16 protein-coding genes and 3 tRNA genes are annotated in these 16,152 nt (G+C 43.7%); 17 read left to right on the forward strand and 2 right to left on the reverse strand.

What is annotated here, in order from left to right; all coding sequences use genetic code 11:
* Positions 1 to 20 precede the first annotated feature (20 nt).
* From queF to DOE51_RS00455, 8 genes are all read left to right on the forward strand, one after another.
* Positions 21 to 539, forward strand: coding sequence for a preQ(1) synthase (queF, locus tag DOE51_RS00420; RefSeq protein ID WP_142694647.1), 519 nt, complete (start codon positions 21 to 23; stop codon positions 537 to 539).
* An 8-nt stretch (positions 540 to 547) separates the two neighbouring features.
* Complete coding sequence (locus DOE51_RS00425) at positions 548 to 2,887, forward strand: phosphoenolpyruvate carboxylase (protein ID WP_142694648.1); 2,340 nt, start codon at positions 548 to 550, stop codon at positions 2,885 to 2,887.
* 171 nt (positions 2,888 to 3,058) lie between these two features.
* Positions 3,059 to 4,666, forward strand: a complete 1,608-nt coding sequence (gene aceB, locus DOE51_RS00430; RefSeq protein ID WP_142694649.1) for a malate synthase A — start codon at positions 3,059 to 3,061, stop codon at positions 4,664 to 4,666.
* The gene (gene aceA, locus DOE51_RS00435) at positions 4,623 to 5,966 is read left to right on the forward strand and encodes an isocitrate lyase (protein WP_142694650.1); all 1,344 of its coding nucleotides are present in this window, start codon (positions 4,623 to 4,625) and stop codon (positions 5,964 to 5,966) included. The genes aceB and aceA overlap by 44 nt, the downstream gene beginning before the upstream one ends.
* A 139-nt stretch (positions 5,967 to 6,105) precedes the next feature.
* Positions 6,106 to 6,471: a hypothetical protein gene (locus DOE51_RS00440; RefSeq protein ID WP_142694651.1), complete on the forward strand. Its 366-nt coding sequence runs from the start codon at positions 6,106 to 6,108 to the stop codon at positions 6,469 to 6,471.
* 93 nt (positions 6,472 to 6,564) lie between these two features.
* The gene (locus DOE51_RS00445; protein WP_142694652.1) at positions 6,565 to 6,936 is read left to right on the forward strand and encodes a DUF4180 domain-containing protein; all 372 of its coding nucleotides are present in this window, start codon (positions 6,565 to 6,567) and stop codon (positions 6,934 to 6,936) included.
* A gap of 191 nt (positions 6,937 to 7,127) precedes the next feature.
* On the forward strand, positions 7,128 to 7,508 hold the full coding sequence (locus DOE51_RS00450; RefSeq protein WP_142694653.1) for a hypothetical protein: 381 nt from the start codon (positions 7,128 to 7,130) through the stop codon (positions 7,506 to 7,508).
* A gap of 87 nt (positions 7,509 to 7,595) precedes the next feature.
* Complete coding sequence (locus DOE51_RS00455; RefSeq protein WP_142694654.1) at positions 7,596 to 8,090, forward strand: YdeI/OmpD-associated family protein; 495 nt, start codon at positions 7,596 to 7,598, stop codon at positions 8,088 to 8,090.
* Between the two features lie 105 nt (positions 8,091 to 8,195).
* Here DOE51_RS00455 and DOE51_RS00460 read toward each other — a convergent pair whose 3' ends face one another.
* Positions 8,196 to 8,993, reverse strand: a complete 798-nt coding sequence (locus DOE51_RS00460; protein WP_142694655.1) for an alpha/beta fold hydrolase — start codon at positions 8,991 to 8,993, stop codon at positions 8,196 to 8,198.
* 141 nt (positions 8,994 to 9,134) lie between these two features.
* Positions 9,135 to 9,227: transfer RNA gene (locus DOE51_RS00465), tRNA-Ser, on the reverse strand.
* A 165-nt stretch (positions 9,228 to 9,392) separates the two neighbouring features.
* Here DOE51_RS00465 and DOE51_RS00470 point away from each other — a divergent pair.
* The 9 genes from DOE51_RS00470 to DOE51_RS00510 all read left to right on the forward strand — a co-directional run bounded on the left by DOE51_RS00470 (position 9,393) and on the right by DOE51_RS00510 (position 16,151).
* A tRNA-Arg gene (locus tag DOE51_RS00470) sits at positions 9,393 to 9,469 on the forward strand.
* A gap of 221 nt (positions 9,470 to 9,690) precedes the next feature.
* Complete coding sequence (locus DOE51_RS00475) at positions 9,691 to 10,386, forward strand: hypothetical protein (protein WP_142694656.1); 696 nt, start codon at positions 9,691 to 9,693, stop codon at positions 10,384 to 10,386.
* A 145-nt stretch (positions 10,387 to 10,531) separates the two neighbouring features.
* Positions 10,532 to 10,993: a hypothetical protein gene (locus DOE51_RS00480; RefSeq protein WP_142694657.1), complete on the forward strand. Its 462-nt coding sequence runs from the start codon at positions 10,532 to 10,534 to the stop codon at positions 10,991 to 10,993.
* Positions 10,994 to 11,062: 69 nt separating this feature from the next.
* A tRNA-Asn gene (locus tag DOE51_RS00485) sits at positions 11,063 to 11,138 on the forward strand.
* Positions 11,139 to 11,269: 131 nt separating this feature from the next.
* Positions 11,270 to 11,845 carry a hypothetical protein gene (locus DOE51_RS00490; protein ID WP_142694658.1) on the forward strand — a complete coding sequence of 192 codons (576 nt, stop codon included), beginning with the start codon at positions 11,270 to 11,272 and terminating at the stop codon, positions 11,843 to 11,845.
* A gap of 115 nt (positions 11,846 to 11,960) precedes the next feature.
* The gene (locus DOE51_RS00495; protein WP_142694659.1) at positions 11,961 to 12,521 is read left to right on the forward strand and encodes a hypothetical protein; all 561 of its coding nucleotides are present in this window, start codon (positions 11,961 to 11,963) and stop codon (positions 12,519 to 12,521) included.
* Positions 12,522 to 12,739: 218 nt separating this feature from the next.
* Positions 12,740 to 13,027 (forward strand): co-chaperone GroES, encoded by a 288-nt coding sequence (groES, locus tag DOE51_RS00500; protein WP_168196500.1) that lies wholly within the window; start codon positions 12,740 to 12,742, stop codon positions 13,025 to 13,027.
* 36 nt (positions 13,028 to 13,063) lie between these two features.
* Positions 13,064 to 14,710, forward strand: coding sequence for a chaperonin GroEL (gene groL, locus DOE51_RS00505; RefSeq protein WP_142694661.1), 1,647 nt, complete (start codon positions 13,064 to 13,066; stop codon positions 14,708 to 14,710).
* A 190-nt stretch (positions 14,711 to 14,900) separates the two neighbouring features.
* Positions 14,901 to 16,151: a hypothetical protein gene (locus tag DOE51_RS00510; protein WP_142694662.1), complete on the forward strand. Its 1,251-nt coding sequence runs from the start codon at positions 14,901 to 14,903 to the stop codon at positions 16,149 to 16,151.
* Position 16,152: the final 1 nt, after the last annotated feature.

Genomic DNA, 16,152 nt, shown 5'->3' on the forward strand with positions numbered 1-16,152 from the left:
AATCAGATAGAAAACCGCCTATGAAAACGAAAAAGAAAAACGGTCGCGACGTAAAAGAGCTAAAAGATTTCGCCTTGGGCGAAGTTAAAACCGATTATCCACAGACTTATGCACCTGAAGTTCTAGAAGCATTTGATAACAAAAATCCAGGCAAGATCGCTTGGACCACTTTCGTTTGCACAGAATTTACTTCATTGTGTCCTAAAACAGGCCAACCGGATTTCGCTAAGATTTTTATCAACTACATCGCTGATAAAAAAATGGTCGAATCAAAATCGGCGAAGTTGTATCTGTTCAGCTTCCGTAATCACGGCGATTTCCACGAAGACTGTGTTCAAACAATTTGTGATGATCTTGTGGCACTTTTGAAGCCTAAGTATTTAGAGGTCATTGGTGAATTTACTCCACGTGGTGGCATCGCAATCTTCCCTTACGCAAGTTATGGGAACAAAGAAAAGTTCTTCCAAGATCTTTGGCAAAAACGCATGTCTGAATTTGCTCCTGGCAAGTATTCGATGGAGCTTAGTAAGCTGTACTAGAGGCTTACATGCAAAAAGAACTTTCCCCAATATTCACGCATCTTGTTGATTGGTCGGTATCCATTCTGGGCCAAGTGATCGAGTTGAAATTGGGGAAAGCGGCTTTCAATAGAATCGAAAAGATTCGCCGCTACGTTAAGACCGCGGATGGCGGCAGCTTGCAAGGCCTTCTTAAACTTAAAAAAGATCTTTCAAAACTTTCCGCTGAAGAACAATACGATATCGCCCACGCTTTCGGTTTGATGTTAGAAATAATCAATTCCTGTGAAGCGGCCTATCGCGTTTTTCGCCTGCGCCAGTCAGAACCACTTGAAGTCGAAGTGGAAGATCATTCAGGTCGTATTATTCACGTGCTGACTGCGCACCCGACAGAGTCACGTAATCCCGAAATCATCGTGTATCTTAAGAAGATTCAGAATCTGCTGGAAAAACATTTAGAAAAGCCAGAAAGCAAAGATACCCAAGAGCTATTCGAAAGCATTTGTTTGGCGTGGGTTTTACCGCTATCGAAACAGCGCAAACCTTCAGTGATGGACGAAGCGGAATATATTTATTCTCTTTCACTTCATCCCGACATCATTGATTTGTATTTAGAGCAAAAACAGAAAGCGCAGTCTTTTTATATTCGTACCTGGGTTGGGGGCGATAAAGACGGTCATCCCGGAGTGAATGAAATAACGATGCATGGAAGTTTACAGCTGTCGCGTAAGCACCTGCAGCACTGGTTTGATCAGAAATGTCGTAAATTGATCGCAGAACTTCAACCGGCCCTGAAGTCTTCCACAAGCGAACGCAAGCATCTTATCAAGCTTGTGAAAGGTGTGCGCCTTGTGCAGGCACGGGCTCGTGCTATCAAAATTTTAAAGAACGGTGACGCTAAAAAAATTCGGACACTTCAAGAACTGTTACTTGAGGTTTCCGAAAGCTACGATTGGACCGTTGGTTCACGTTCGGAAATCTTAAATCAGCTCAATGATCTATTTAAGGTTTTTCCCGGATTGGTTGTGCCACTTGAACTGCGCGAAGATTCTGCTCTTGTACATGAAGCTTTAAAAACTCAGCGTTCCGATACGAATATCGAGCGCATGCTTAAGAAGTTGTCGCAGTTAAGCTTAGAACACGATCCCCGTTTTTATGTGCGTGGATTCGTTTTAAGTCAGTGTGAATCCGCGGCAGATATTCAGGCAGGAATAGATCTCACACGCAAATATCTTGGTAAAGCAAGCCTTCCAGTTGTGCCGCTTTTTGAAAGTGCACATTCGTTGGAAAACTGCGTATCAATCATTGAAGAACTGCTGTCAAAAAAAGCGATCCTGCCTTTGATTAAAAGGCAGTGGTCATCGCAATTGGAAGTGATGCTGGGTTATTCGGATTCGGCGAAAGAAAATGGTTCGTTCCCTTCGCGCTTCTTAATTCAATCCGCAGTTCTGGATTTAGAAAAACTTATTTCTAAAAAAGGCTTAACGCCGATTTTCTTCCATGGCTCTGGGGGAAGTGTTGAGCGTGGTGGTGGTTCCATCCAGGAACAAACAGAATGGTGGCCACAGTCTGCTTTGACGACTGTTAAAATGACGATACAAGGTGAAGTGATTTATCGTAATTACACTGCCAAAGAGTTATTATCACGCCATTTGCAGTTGCTAACGCAAACTCGAGAAGAGCATAAAGGCAATGTTCGTCTGCGTAAGGATAGCGTGAAAGCGATGGAAGATCTTGCGACCTATGTTCGTCATAGTTATCAGGATATTTTGTCAGAGCCAGAGTTCTTAGATCTGATTGAACACGCAACACCGTATATGTTTATGAAAGATCTGCGTTTGGGGTCTCGCCCCTCAAAACGCCAGGGCAATTTGCAGCTAAAGAACTTACGTGCGATTCCGTGGGTATTGTGTTGGACACAGACGCGGGCGTTGTTCCCAAGTTGGTGGGGTGTCGGTCATTACTGGTCAACACTGTCACGCGCTCAGAAGGCTCAATTAAAAAGAGCTTTCAAAGACTCGGCACTGTTGCGCTCGTATATTAAGGTGCTGGGATTTACTCTAGAAAAAATCGAACTCGATATCTTCAGTCTGTACTTGCATTCATCAAAACTTTCTAAGCAAGTGGTGGATGAATTTGATCTCCGCTTTCGACAAGAATTTGAACTTTGCAAAAAATGTGTTCGTGAAATTTCCGGGGAGCGTAGTTTGCTGTGGTATCGCCCATGGCTAGAGACAAGCATTGCATTGCGATCCCCCCTGATTCATCCATTAAATATTCTTCAGCTAATTGCACTGGAAACAAAAAATATCCATTTGCTTCGTGAAACTGTAACCGGAGTTGCTAGTGGAATGTTAACTACTGGTTGAATTCGCTGTGCACTGACATCTTTAGAATTTTTGCTCTTGAGTACCAACTCTAAGACCGTGAAATCACACAATTAATTTCAACAACGTCATTTGAAGTTCAAGCCGTCATGCAGGCACCCTTATTAAATCTTACTTCCGATTTCTTGGAAGAAGCACTCAAGGGAGCCATGGATGATCACCGAAAAGTTGAAACAAGAAATTGTCACGCCTGAAGCGGCAGAGTTTTTAATTTCTCTTCACGCGAAGTTCGATAATCTTCGTCGTCATTTTCTTATTAAAAGAAGAACTTTAGCAGGAGAGTTCGCACAGGGACGTCTGCCAAAATTTTTAGGAGAAACCAGATCCATTCGTGAAGGTGATTGGAAAGTGGCCGATGCGCCAGCCGACTTACGTGATCGTCGTGTGGAAATCACAGGTCCCGCTGAACCTAAGATGCTTATTAATGCATTGAATTCGGGCGCAAAGGTGTTCATGGCGGATATTGAGGATTCTTTGTCGCCGTCATGGGAAAATGTCTTGCTTGCGCAAGATACGCTTCGTAAAGCCGTTCGTCGCACATTGGTTCACGAAGGTGATAACGGAAAAATCTATTCATTAAATGAAGAACTTGCGACGTTAGTGGTTCGACCACGTGGTTTACATCTAGAGGAAAAGAATTTTCTGATTCGTGGCCAGGCGATTTCGGCATCGCTTTTTGATTTCGGTCTTTATTTCTTCCATAACGCAAAAGAACTCATTCGTCGAGGCAGCGGTCCTTATTTCTATTTACCAAAACTAGAAAATCATGAAGAGGCTGGCTGGTGGAATGACGTCTTCAATTTCACACAAGACCGCTTGAAAATTCCTCGCGGAACGATTCGCGCCACAGTGTTGATTGAAACCATCACGGCAGCTTTTGAGATGGAAGAGATTCTGTATGTCTTAAAAGATCATGCTTCGGGATTAAATGCAGGACGCTGGGATTATATTTTTAGTTTGATCAAAAAATTTCATACTCAAAAACGTTTCTTACTTCCCGATCGTGCGCTGGTGACTATGAATACATCATTCATGAACGCTTATTCGCGCTTGCTGGTACAAAGTTGTCACAAACGAAATGCCCACGCCATCGGTGGAATGGCGGCGTTTATTCCAAATAAATTTGATCCTGAACTGAACGCGGCTGCTTTAGAAAAAGTTGCGAAAGACAAACATCGTGAAGCGCGCATGGGCTTTGACGGTTCATGGGTGGCTCATCCAGGTCTTATTCATACGGCGAAAGAACAATTCGATCGCGTGTTTGGTGAAGAACAAAATCAGAAATCAGTCATACCTCTTATTGCTGTCACTGAAGATGAACTTCTTGATGTGGCACCAGCATTGGGTCTGATCACTGAAGAGGGAGTACGCTTAAACATCAATGTCAGTCTTTTATATCTGGATCGTTGGCTCGATGGAGTTGGCGCTGCGGCCTTACATAATTTGATGGAAGATGCAGCGACGGCAGAGATTTCGCGCAGTCAATTATGGCAATGGTTGCACCACTCAGTACCGCTCGCGGACGGAAGGATTTTTTCGCCAGAACTGTATCACGAAATTTTGCGCGACGAAGTTCAGAAACTTATTCCACAAAGACTTCCTTATTTAGATAAGGCCATCAGTCTTTTGAACTCGTTGGTTCTTTCGAATCACTTCCAAGAATTTTTAACTTTAAGTGCTTATGAAATTTTAAACCAAATCGACAAGGGAGATAACGATGATCTTGAGTTTAGAGCTGCAATCGCGCCAGCTGGATTATAATTGGACAACGGACAAACGCTGGGGTGGCGTACAACGTAATTATACGTCAACGGATGTTGTGAAATTGCGTTCCTCACTACCTGTGAAATATACGATCGCTGATCATGGAGCTCGTAAACTTTGGAAAGGTTTAACCTCTGAAGGATACTTGAATACATTCGGTGCGATGACGGGTGCTCAAGCCGTGCAAATGGTGAAGGCTGGTTTGCAATCGATTTATTTAAGCGGTTGGCAAGTGGCGGCTGATGCGAATTTGGCGGGACAAACGTATCCTGATCAAAGCTTGTATCCATCGAACTCAGTCCCAGCTGTGGTTAGAAGAATTAATAATGCTCTAGCTCGCACAGATCAGATTGCAAATCAGACGAATAAAGATGTGCGTGGTCTTGATTGGTATGCACCGATTGTTGCTGATGCCGAAGCAGGTTTTGGTGGGCCACTGCATGCGTTTGAATTGATGAAGTCGATGATTGAAGCAGGTGCTTCGGGTGTTCACTTCGAAGATCAATTAGCTGCGGAAAAGAAATGTGGACATCTTGCTGGAAAAGTCTTGGTGCCTACATCTAATTTTGTGCGCACTTTGCAAGCGGCTAGATTGGCGTCTGATGTTTTAGATGTACCGACTGTGATTATTGCCCGCACCGATGCTTTAAGTGCGACGTTGATGACTTCTGACATTGATCCTGCCGATCGCCCCTTCCTTACAGGTGAAAGAACGCCAGAAGGTTATTATACGATTCGTGGCGGTCTTGATTACGCAATTGCACGTGCGTTGGCGTATGCTCCATGGGCTGATGTATTGTGGTTCGAAACTTCAAAACCCGATATGAAAGAAGCCGAAATTTTCGCAGAAGAGATTCATAAAAAATATCCAGGTAAAATCTTGGCTTACAACTGTTCGCCATCTTTTAATTGGAAAATGCATCTTTCCGAAAGCGAGATCGCACAATTCCAAGGACGCTTAGGCAAATTGGGATACAAATTCCAATTTATCACTTTAGCGGGCTGGCACTTGTTGAATTATCACAGCTTCGATCTGGCCCACCACTATGCAAACGAAGGGATGTCGGCTTATGTGCGCCTGCAAGAGGAAGAATTCGCAGCAGCCTCACGCGGTTACACAGCGGTGAAACACCAGGCAGAAGTGGGCACGGGTTACTTCGATGAAGTCCTGCAAACCATCATGGAAGGCAAGGCTTCAACGGGCGCCCTGAAAGGCTCTACTGAAGAGCAATTCCACGATCATAGCCATGACCACGTTCGGGATCGCGATCCTGTTCAACAACCGCTATCTCATTAGAAATTTACGACGCCTGTGACGTGCAGGCGTCGTTCTTTTAGACACCCACCTAAAAATTTCCATTACAGAATAGTAGCGCGAAGTATTTTCGAACATTCGTTATAACCGCTCATCAATTAAAAATTAACGAGGAGTTAAAATGAAAGCGCTTGTATCTGCCTTATTGATTTCGTTTGTTTCTTTCTCTGCTTCGGCAAGAAGCATTATCCCTGTAAATACATTTAAAGATGCGTCTTTGAATGTATGCCCTAAAGATATCGTGGGTTGTGCACATACGATTAACTTGGATGGTAAAAAGACTGCCTTGGCAGTTGATGAAGATTCTCGTGCAGCAGAGCAAACAATCAACACGTTGATCGGCAATGCTCAATTTCACAAAATGAAGCAAACGGCTCCATTCACTGTGAAAGGTTACTACACGGTTCGTGGTGTATTCCCAAATCCAACAGTGAAAAGAACTGTGTTCGTAGTTCTTGAAGTTTCTGATGTTAAACTAGCTCGTTAATAGAGCGGTTTCTTATCTCGCTATAATTATCCGCCTGACAAAGGCGTCTTCTTAGTTAAACATAAGAGGCGCCCTTGTTCGGTAAGGATAATTATGAAGACAGCAATTCATGAAGTGAACGGTATAAAAATATTTGAAGTTATTGGAGATGGAGTTTTGATACACACTCCGAGTGACGCTGTTCAGATCATGATGGATATAGCTGCCCAAGGTTCCCGTAAAATCATTCTTCATCAAAAAAATCTTGCGCCAGAATTCTTTGATCTAAAAAGCCGTCTAGCCGGCGAGATCCTGCAAAAGTTTGTTAATTATTCTATTCAAGTCGCGATCGTCGGTGATTTCACTGACGTCAAAAGTGAAAGTCTGAAAGCATTCATTATTGAATCCAACCGAGGCAAACAAAACTTCTTTGTGAATGATTTGTCTACGGCGCAGTCGCTTCTTTTGAGCAGAAATCCTTTCTAGTCTTTTGTGCCCGCGTGAAATGCGCGGGCTTTTCTTTGTGGGTGTTCCAAAAAGCTTCCTAGTTCAAGAATTTTCATAAGTATTTCCTTAAGTCACAGTTAGGCATCTACCAGTTTTACCTGTGCGGATCTTGGGTCTAACGTTGTTTTTGTCAGAACGAAACAAAACCAATTCAAAACATGGAGATTCAAATGAAAAAGTTTTTTGTACTAGCGGTGATGGCTCTTACGGTTCAAGTTTCTGCGCAAGCGGCAACAACCGCTTTTACGGTGGCCGCTCGACGTGATTGTGACACGGACTGCGCTGTTGCTGTGGCGGATGCGAAAGCTGAAGCAATCGCAAAAGCAAATGGCACTTGCTCGCCAGGCAAAGCAGAGCAAATAACAGATTGGACTGTTCAGGTTGTAAACTACGGTACCGCTCAAGTTCATGCGGTGTTTACATGCGGAGCGGCCTCTTGCCATAGCCGTCAACCTGTGGGGCAATTTGAACATGTTTGCCGCGAAATCGACAATGCTCAAGATTGTGGTGCTACATTCGACAACGGCGTTGATTGCGTTTGGGGTTACTAAGAACCAGCGCTTAAGAACCTGTTAAATTCATCAAAGGCGCAGAATTAAAAGCTGCGCCTTTGAAATTTTCTCGTCATAATTATTGAGATGACAAAAGCAGGTACAAAACTTTCCTTTCAAGCGAAATTAGAAAACTGGGCCGAGGGCATGGATTATTGTGCCATCGCGGTTCCCGCCAAGATCACGAAAACTCTTGGTACGACGAAGGCCGTTCTTGTTATGGCTTCTTTAAACGGGGGCGAGCCCTTTCAAGTGAGTTTGTTTCCTGCCGGCGGTGGTCAGCACTATATTCGTGTGCGTGCGAAGGTTCGCAAACAAATGGATCTTCATGAAGGCGATAAAGTTAAAGTACAAATCGTTGTTCAAGACCGAGCTGACGTTGATTTGCCTCAAGATTTAATTGCAGCTTTAAAAGCTGAAGGCGCGTTGAAAGACTTCAATGCTTTGACGCCCGGGAAAAAGAATTACGCCGTCAGAAAAATTAACGACGTCGCAAAACCAGAAACCCGCAAAAAACGTATCAATGAGGCAGTTGAGTTGGCGTTACAAGAAGCCGAGAAAAAAAGAGACCGCGCAAAATAATAACTTGATAATAAGAAAAGAGAGATAGCAATGCTCCCTCTCTTTTTTGAATTAAGTTTTCTTTTGTAAAGATTCATAATTCTCAATTTCTCAATTTCTCAATTTCTATATTTCAGGAGTTTCTAAGATAGAAACTAAGTCCCGATTGAATTGATCCGCTTGTTCAAGTGGGTAATAGTGACCGACGTCGGGCACAATCTTAAAGCTCGCGTGAGGTATCGCGTGACTCAAGGTACGGACGGCTTCCAGGGGAACAGCTTGGTCTGAAGCCCCGGCAAAAACGAACGTAGGAACTTGGATCTCTTTAAGTGAATCTAAAATATTCCAGTTGAAGATTCCTTCAGAGTCGCGAAGGCTCGCCAAGTAACTTTCCTTAGTGAAGTTGTCTTGTGTGCGAAAGACTGAATTTAGGTATTCAAATATTTCTGGTTTCTCTGTTTTCGTTCTTTCTGAAAGAGATCCTTGAAGCATAAATCCAAAAGCGGCTTCGAAGCGCTCTTGATACGCTTGCAAGGCCACTGCAGGAACATAAGGTGCCAGATTGGTTCCACAGCTTATCAATACCAAAGCCTTCACATACTGTGGTGATTGCAATGCAAGCTGCATAGCAATCATTCCACCAACGGAAACTCCAACAACTACAGCTTTTTCGTCACCTACTGCTTTCAGAACAGCTTCAACATCAAGAGCAAGTTTTGGAATTGAATAACCACTCGCGGGCTTATCTGAAAGACCGTGACCACGAAGATCTATCACAATAACCCGATGCTTTTGCGCCAGAGTAAAAATCTGACGACTCCAAAAATAACGGTTGGTTGAAAATGGATGCAGCAACACCACAGGTGTGCCGCTTCCATAAGTTTCAAAATAGATATTAACACCGCTTTGCTGTGCAAAAGGCATGAGGGAACCCTTTCTGTTTCCACCTGGAAACAAAAACAGCCGCAATGAAGCAGCTGAATGTTGAAAAATAATCTTTTAAAAACGGGTGGTTAAAATAAAAAAGCCGCAGAACGGCGGCTTTTTTAAAAAACAAAATTTAAATGGCGGAAAGGGCGGGATTTGAACCCGCGGTACACCTTTTGAGTGTACGAGCGTTTAGCAAACGCTTGGTTTCAGCCACTCACCCACCTTCCCGCGGTCGTTATAAGCGACTAGAAACGTAAAAGTGCCATAGCCGAGTCCCCAAAGCAAGGATTGGGAAGGGTTTGGCCAGGTGCTTTTTGCAATTTTCTATAAGAAAGCTGCAAGAATGCTTGATTTTTCCATGTCCGCGGCTTAGAAATACGTCTCTTTCACAGTGCACTCGTAGCTCAGCTGGATAGAGTACTTGACTACGAATCAAGTGGTCAGAGGTTCGAATCCTCTCGAGTGCACCATTTTTTCCCCTTTTTATTCCTGATGTTCGCAAATAAAATGACGCAGCCGTTAAAACCAACGGGATGAGACGTATTTTCGTCATCGAATTTCTGTTTAGACAGTTAGTTCGCCGTCGACTTCATTTTAATTCATTTTTAGCGGGCACAAATCTGGCTAAAGAACTTTCCGGTACATACTACGAAACTCATTTTTAATCCCCTGGAATGGGAAAGGATCTTTTATGAAGTCTTTAGCAGTTTTAGTTGCGGGCTGTATGCTTTCAACTTCGGTATTTGCTCAGCAAGTTAGTGTCGAGCGTTTAGCTCAGACGGTAGCCAATGAAATTCAGCAAAAAGCGTATACGTTGTCGATGGCCGAAAAAGCGGAAATCAGTAGAAAGCTTCAAGAGATTCGCCGAGTCGTTAATAGAGGTGGAGCAGAAATTCCATTGCCTCCACCACCTCCGGCGCCGCCTGCTCCGACAAGCAGCTACACGTGCGTTGCGCGTGATAACGATGGCAAGGCTCCTTATGTTATTGGTGTTCGTGAAGGTTTAAATGTGACTCGTACGAAGATCACTTTCCAAACAATTGCAGACTGCGAAACTACGATTGGTAGAGTTCGTTACGTTAATGGTCAGGCTATGCTGTGCGTGTCTCGTGATTTTGATGGCTATGAGCCTTATGTTATGGCGACTTTGCGAGGCAAGGACGTGCAACGTTATCCTAGAACAAACGGCTCAAAAGGGATGTGTGAAGATATGTTGCGCAGTCTGCAACCAGACATCACTGGCAATGCGGTTTTCTGTACATCTCGTGATAGCGACGGTCACGCTCCATTCGTTACGACAGAATTGAACATTGTGACGGGCTATAGTCGCAATAGTTCTGAAACTTTCCAAACGATGGATTCTTGTAAGTCGTTCCTTGGACAGTAATTAAAATCTAAAGTGATTTAAAAATTTAAGACCTCGTGCGGTTTTCTCTCTTCCCCGCACGAGGTCTTTTTTTTGTGCTTGAAAATATTCGATGTCTTCGGGTCTGACCTTACAGTATCTTTTCAGATAAGGCGGAGGCTTCGCAGTGAATCCGAAATTATTAGTTAAGACAGTGATTCTGGTTATTGCTCTGGCAGCAGTGATCTATGGAATTAAAAATTTAAACTCTCCAGAGTTCGCAACGAACTCGCAAGATCCGAACAGTGCAATTTCAGCGTTGTTAGGTGCAGATGTAAGACCGTTGAACTGGTGTCCTGCTCAGGTCCAAAAAATTGAAGTCATGATGTCGTCAGAAGTGCGTAAGAATTTAAGTGAAGCCAAGGATCTGACGTCGCTTTGTGAAATCATGATCGGCGGGGTGACGGCGGATCAGTTAGAAAAGGCTCGTTTCGTGAAACGTGCAGTTGCAACGGGTTCGGGCGGCGATGAAAGAGTTTTGGAACAGGTCCCGGGAGCTTCCGGAGCCATCATTTTTAGGGTTCAAGGGATGCCTTTCAGCTCGCCAATGCTGGAAAAAGCCCTAAACCGCCTGGAAGAAACAAAATGACCCTAGATTCGGCCGGATTTCTGTTTGACAAGAAAGATCGGGTCCACTAATTTAGCCTCTCACCGATGTTCAGGAGTAGCTCAGTCGGTAGAGCAAGCGGCTGTTAACCGCTGGGTCGGGGGTTCGAGTCCCTCCTCCTGAGCCATTTTTTTCGAAATTCAACCCCAAGTAACCCTTGGGGTTTTTTATTTTCTGCGGACAAATCCAAACCAAAGGTAAGCTCGTTTTAAGATACATGTTGTCCGCGAACGCATAGATCTGTAGGATTTTTCTTAGATGAAATACTCTAAGTGCGTTTCTAAATATCTTATTTTCTTTGCCTTTTGTTCTTTGCTTGCTTGTTCAAGCTCAGACTATTCGAATCCGGCGCCGGCTGCTCCCGATAATAATTCTGCTGCTCAGAAACCTGTCTACAATAATATTGCGGAAGGCTTAGTGAATGGCCGATCGTGGAAATTCGTTTCGGGTAAAGCAAGTCTCTTTAAGCGCAATGGGAAATTCTATTTAGAAGTAAAGCTGTGGAATGAAGTTTACAGCGATCCTTGCAATCAGTATTTCGGTTCGACTTATCAAATTCGCCTGTATGCGGAAAACAAAGTTGGTGAGGGAAAAATCGATCCAGGTGATCCCTTCAACTTGATTCCAACAATCATTTTTTCTGACTTAACTTCGAGTGGCGACTATCGCAACAACATGGTCGCAAGCGAAGGCGTGATCCACGTGCAAAGCATGGCAAATGGCCGAGTGGTGGGCGCGGTTCAGGGGAATTTCCGCTCAAGCTCTGTCGGTCGCACGGAAGTTATCGGGAACTTCGATGTTCCTTTCTGTGAATCAAAACGCGCCTCAAACTGACACAAAAGGGCTTACTGAGGCCCTCAAACCCAATATATTGCAAATGAGTCATAAATTGACGGGCACGAGCTTTGTAACACATGGCTCCGAATAGCTCACGTCTGTTGGAGGACTCATGAACCCTGTTAAACATCTGCCATTAATCGCATTTATCGCGATGACCGCTTTCACAATGAAAGCGCAAGCGCAGTCCTCTATGACTCAAACCCAAGTTCCAGTGGCAACGACTGCCCAGGCAGCTCACGTAAAAAGCTACCGCGAATGGAAGCATGAGCTTGTTCTAGATGCACAAAACCGCGTTACTATTATCAAAACTCAAATCGAAACTCGCAAAGCTTTGCGTACGGCCGCTATGGGCGTTGATCCTAATATGGCGCGCACACGTGGTCTTGAGGCCGTGGCGTCTCGTGATTTGGCTTTAGAGAAATTGGAAAAAGACCTTCGTGAAGAGCAATACGACCTTGATGTTGCGAACGATCTGACTGTGACTGATTATTTCGTAGGTTATTTGACGAAGGTTCAAAACAAGAAGGCCGCATTCCAAGAAGTCGCAGGCAAGCTTTCTCCAGAGGAAGTGGCAGAGCTTATGACCGCTTATGCGAACTCTGTTTTCGGTGCGCATGCGGCTGATTTGCCAGCAAGTGCTGCGAATATTTCTAAAGAACCAGGTAAGTAATCATACGTACTCTGGCTTCGTGTTGAAGCAGTTTTAAAAATCCCTCTTAAAATCCCCGTCTTTGCTCTTTGCGTCAGGCCTTCTAGGCCTTTCTGTGCTTCATTTTTTTAATAAAATTTGGGGCAGCCGACCTTGACTTAAAACGCCACCGATTCATATTAGTTTCGTTCAAATTTTCTATATAAACTAACGGAGGCATTACTATGGCTAAGAGTGAAATTGGCGTACGTCCACTTCACGACAGAATTCTTGTTCGCAGAATGGCGGAAGAAGAAAAAACTGCTGGCGGTCTATTCATCCCAGACACAGCAAAAGAAAAACCACAAAAAGGTGAAATCATCGCAACTGGTAAAGGCCGTATCACTGAAGACGGAAAAGTTCTTCCTCTTGAAGTGAAAGTTGGCGACAAAGTTCTTTTCTCTAAATACGCAGGAACTGAGTTGAAACTTGAAGGCGCTGAATACTTGATGATGCGCGAAGAAGACATCTTGGGTGTTTTCCAATAATTCTCTTTTCTAATAAGAAACTAAACGGAGTAAATCATGTCTAAGGTATTAACATTCTCAGAAGACGCTCGCGCGCACATCTTGAAAGGTGTGAACACTCTTGCGAACGCAGTAAAAGTAACTTTGGGACCAAAAGGTCGTAACGTTGTTATCGACAAATCTTTCGGTTCACCATTGATCACTAAAGACGGTGTAACTGTTGCTAAAGAAATCGAATTGGAAAACAAATTCGAAAACATGGGCGCTCAAATGGTTAAAGAAGTTGCTTCTAAAACTAATGATGAGGCTGGTGACGGTACTACGACTGCAACTGTTTTGGCTCAAGCGATCTACCGCGAAGGTGCTAAACTTGTTTCTGCAGGTCACAACCCAATGTCTATCAAACGCGGTATCGACAAAGCAGTAGCTATCGTTATCGACGAATTGAAAGCAATGTCTAAACCAGTAAAAGGTTCTAACGAAGTTGCACAAGTTGGTGCGATCTCTGCAAACAATGACAAAGAAATCGGTCAAATGTTGGCAGACGCTATGGACAAAGTTGGTAAAGAAGGCGTTATCACTATCGAAGAATCTAAAACTGCAAAAACTGAAGTGACTGTAGTTGAAGGTATGCAATTCGATCGTGGTTACTTGTCTCCATACTTCGTAACTAACGCAGAAAGAATGGAAGCAGTTCTAGAAAACGCTTACGTTCTAGTTTACGACAAAAAAATCTCTTCAATGAAAGACATGATCTCTATTCTTGAAGGCGTTGCTAAGCAAGGTCGTCAATTGTTGATCATCGCTGAAGATGTTGACGGTGAAGCACTAGCAACTTTGGTTGTTAATAAATTGCGCGGCACTCTTCACATCTGTGCTGTTAAAGCTCCTGGCTTCGGTGACCGTCGTAAAGCTATGCTTGAAGACATCGCGATCTTGACTGGCGCGAAAGTGATCTCTGAAGACATCGGTCGCAAACTTGAGCAAGCTACTATCGCTGATCTTGGTATCGCGAAACGTATCGTTGTAGATAAAGACAACACAACAATCATCGATGGCGCTGGTAAAAAAGCTGACATCACTGGCCGTGTTTCTGCTATCAAAGCTCAAATCGAAGAAACTTCTTCTGACTACGATAAAGAAAAATTGAAAGAGCGTTTGGCTAAATTGGCTGGCGGCGTAGCTGTCATCCACGTTGGTGCTCCTTCTGAAGTAGAGATGAAAGAGAAAAAACACCGCGTAGAAGACGCTTTGAACGCGACTCGCGCTGCGGTTGAAGAAGGTATCGTAGCTGGTGGTGGTACTGCTTTGCTTCGCGCTTCTCAAAAAGTTGATAAATCAAAATTCTCTGAAGAAGAGTCTTTCGGTGCAACTATCATCAAACGCGCTTGTGAAGAGCCAATTCGTCAAATCTCTGCAAATGCTGGTTTGGATGGCGCGATCGTTTTGGATCGTATCCTTCAAAACAAATCTGCTTCTTGGGGTTTCAACGCATACTCTGACGAATACACTGACCTAATCAAAGACGGTGTTATCGATCCAGTTAAAGTTGTTCGTTGCGCTCTAACTAACGCAGCATCTGTATCTTCTTTGATGCTTACTACAGAGACTATGATCGCTGAAGCACCTAAGAAAGACGCTCCAATGGCAGCTCCAGGCGGCCATGGCATGGGGGGTATGGGTGGCATGGGCGACATGATGTAATTCATCGCCTAAGCTTTGCTATAAAGGCTTATAAAGCCCAGGTAACCCCTGGGCTTTTTTTATTTGATCTGATCAGTGTCATTTCTTGTGACATCCATGAACTAATTTCCTCTTACATTCCGGAAATTTGCGAAACATGAGTGTGTCACCTATAAATCAACCTCTATTGATCTAAACAGGGGTTATTAAAGTGAAATTCGTCCTTTTGCTTTCAATGCTTTTTGCTTCGCAAAGTTTCGCGGGGATTTTGTCAGTATCTTCTAAAGAAGTACGCTTTAACTACAAAGCGGAATTCCAAACTTCGCAAACTGAAGAAGATGCCGTTAATCTTTCTTATTCTCACGCGCAACATTTATTCGGCTACTTACAATCACCTTCTGTAACTGGAAGTTTCGGTATTGATTCACAAACACTGGGTATCGGTGCGCCGAAGATGCCCCTGAACTTCCAAATTATTTCAGATAAAAAAACAAAGGGTGTGCGCACAATTTCATATAAAGTCAGTGGCTTGATGATTCTGAATAAATTGGCTGAAGCACAACTGACTGAACAAAAAGAATGGCATATCACTTTGCCCTACGACCTTGATAATTTCTATGCAGAGAAATGTACAGACGAACACTATAGCTCGTTCGGTGACTTCTGGTATTTCTATGATCCATTCCGTAAAGGTTGTGGATTTTTGCAACAAGAACCAATGGCAAAACAAGTTGTCGTAAAGATAGCTCCGGTTGCGAAAGTCGAAGACACGTCAGCGCATTTTGCTGATCTTCGTGGCGACAATGGCAACGGTGATTTGTTTGATATCGCGACGATCAATGGCTTTTCTGACAGTGCGAAAGACAGTGAAGATATCGGTCGTCAAAATTGGGAAGAAGGTAACGAATGGTTGCGCAGCCTTGGTTTCCAAGAGCGCATGGTTGCTAAATACCAAAATCGCCCAGTGATCGAGTTCACGAAAGATTTGAAAAAAGCTGATGGCAAAATCATTAAAGTACGTGTGACTCGCCTTCTTGCGGAAACAGGCATTGAATATAAGAACGTGACGTTCGCGAAGTTCTTTAAAAATGCTTTGGAAAAAGCAGACGTGGTTATCTATGAAGGTCATTCTGGTTTGGGTGGCAATTTGGATATTCCAGCGCTTGAAGAAAAAGCTGGCAAGATTACTTTTGATCCGAAGAAACGTCAGTTGTTCTTCTTCGATTCATGCTCAAGCTATTCTTATTATTTAAGTACGTTTGAAGCGCAGAAATCTAAAGGCAAGATCGATATTTTGACTCAAGGTTTGCAGAGTTATTTCTGGGCAGAGCTTCCTAGCTTGAAGGTCTTGTTCATGTACTTATTAAGTCCGAACAAAGACCCTCAGTGGAGTGAAGTTTTAAGAGCGATGGAAAAGGTTCTTGAAGGCCAAACTCAAATGTTGAGTGTTGGTTCGATCTAAG

The organism is Bdellovibrio sp. NC01 (genome assembly GCF_006874625.1).
GTDB lineage: Bacteria > Bdellovibrionota > Bdellovibrionia > Bdellovibrionales > Bdellovibrionaceae > Bdellovibrio.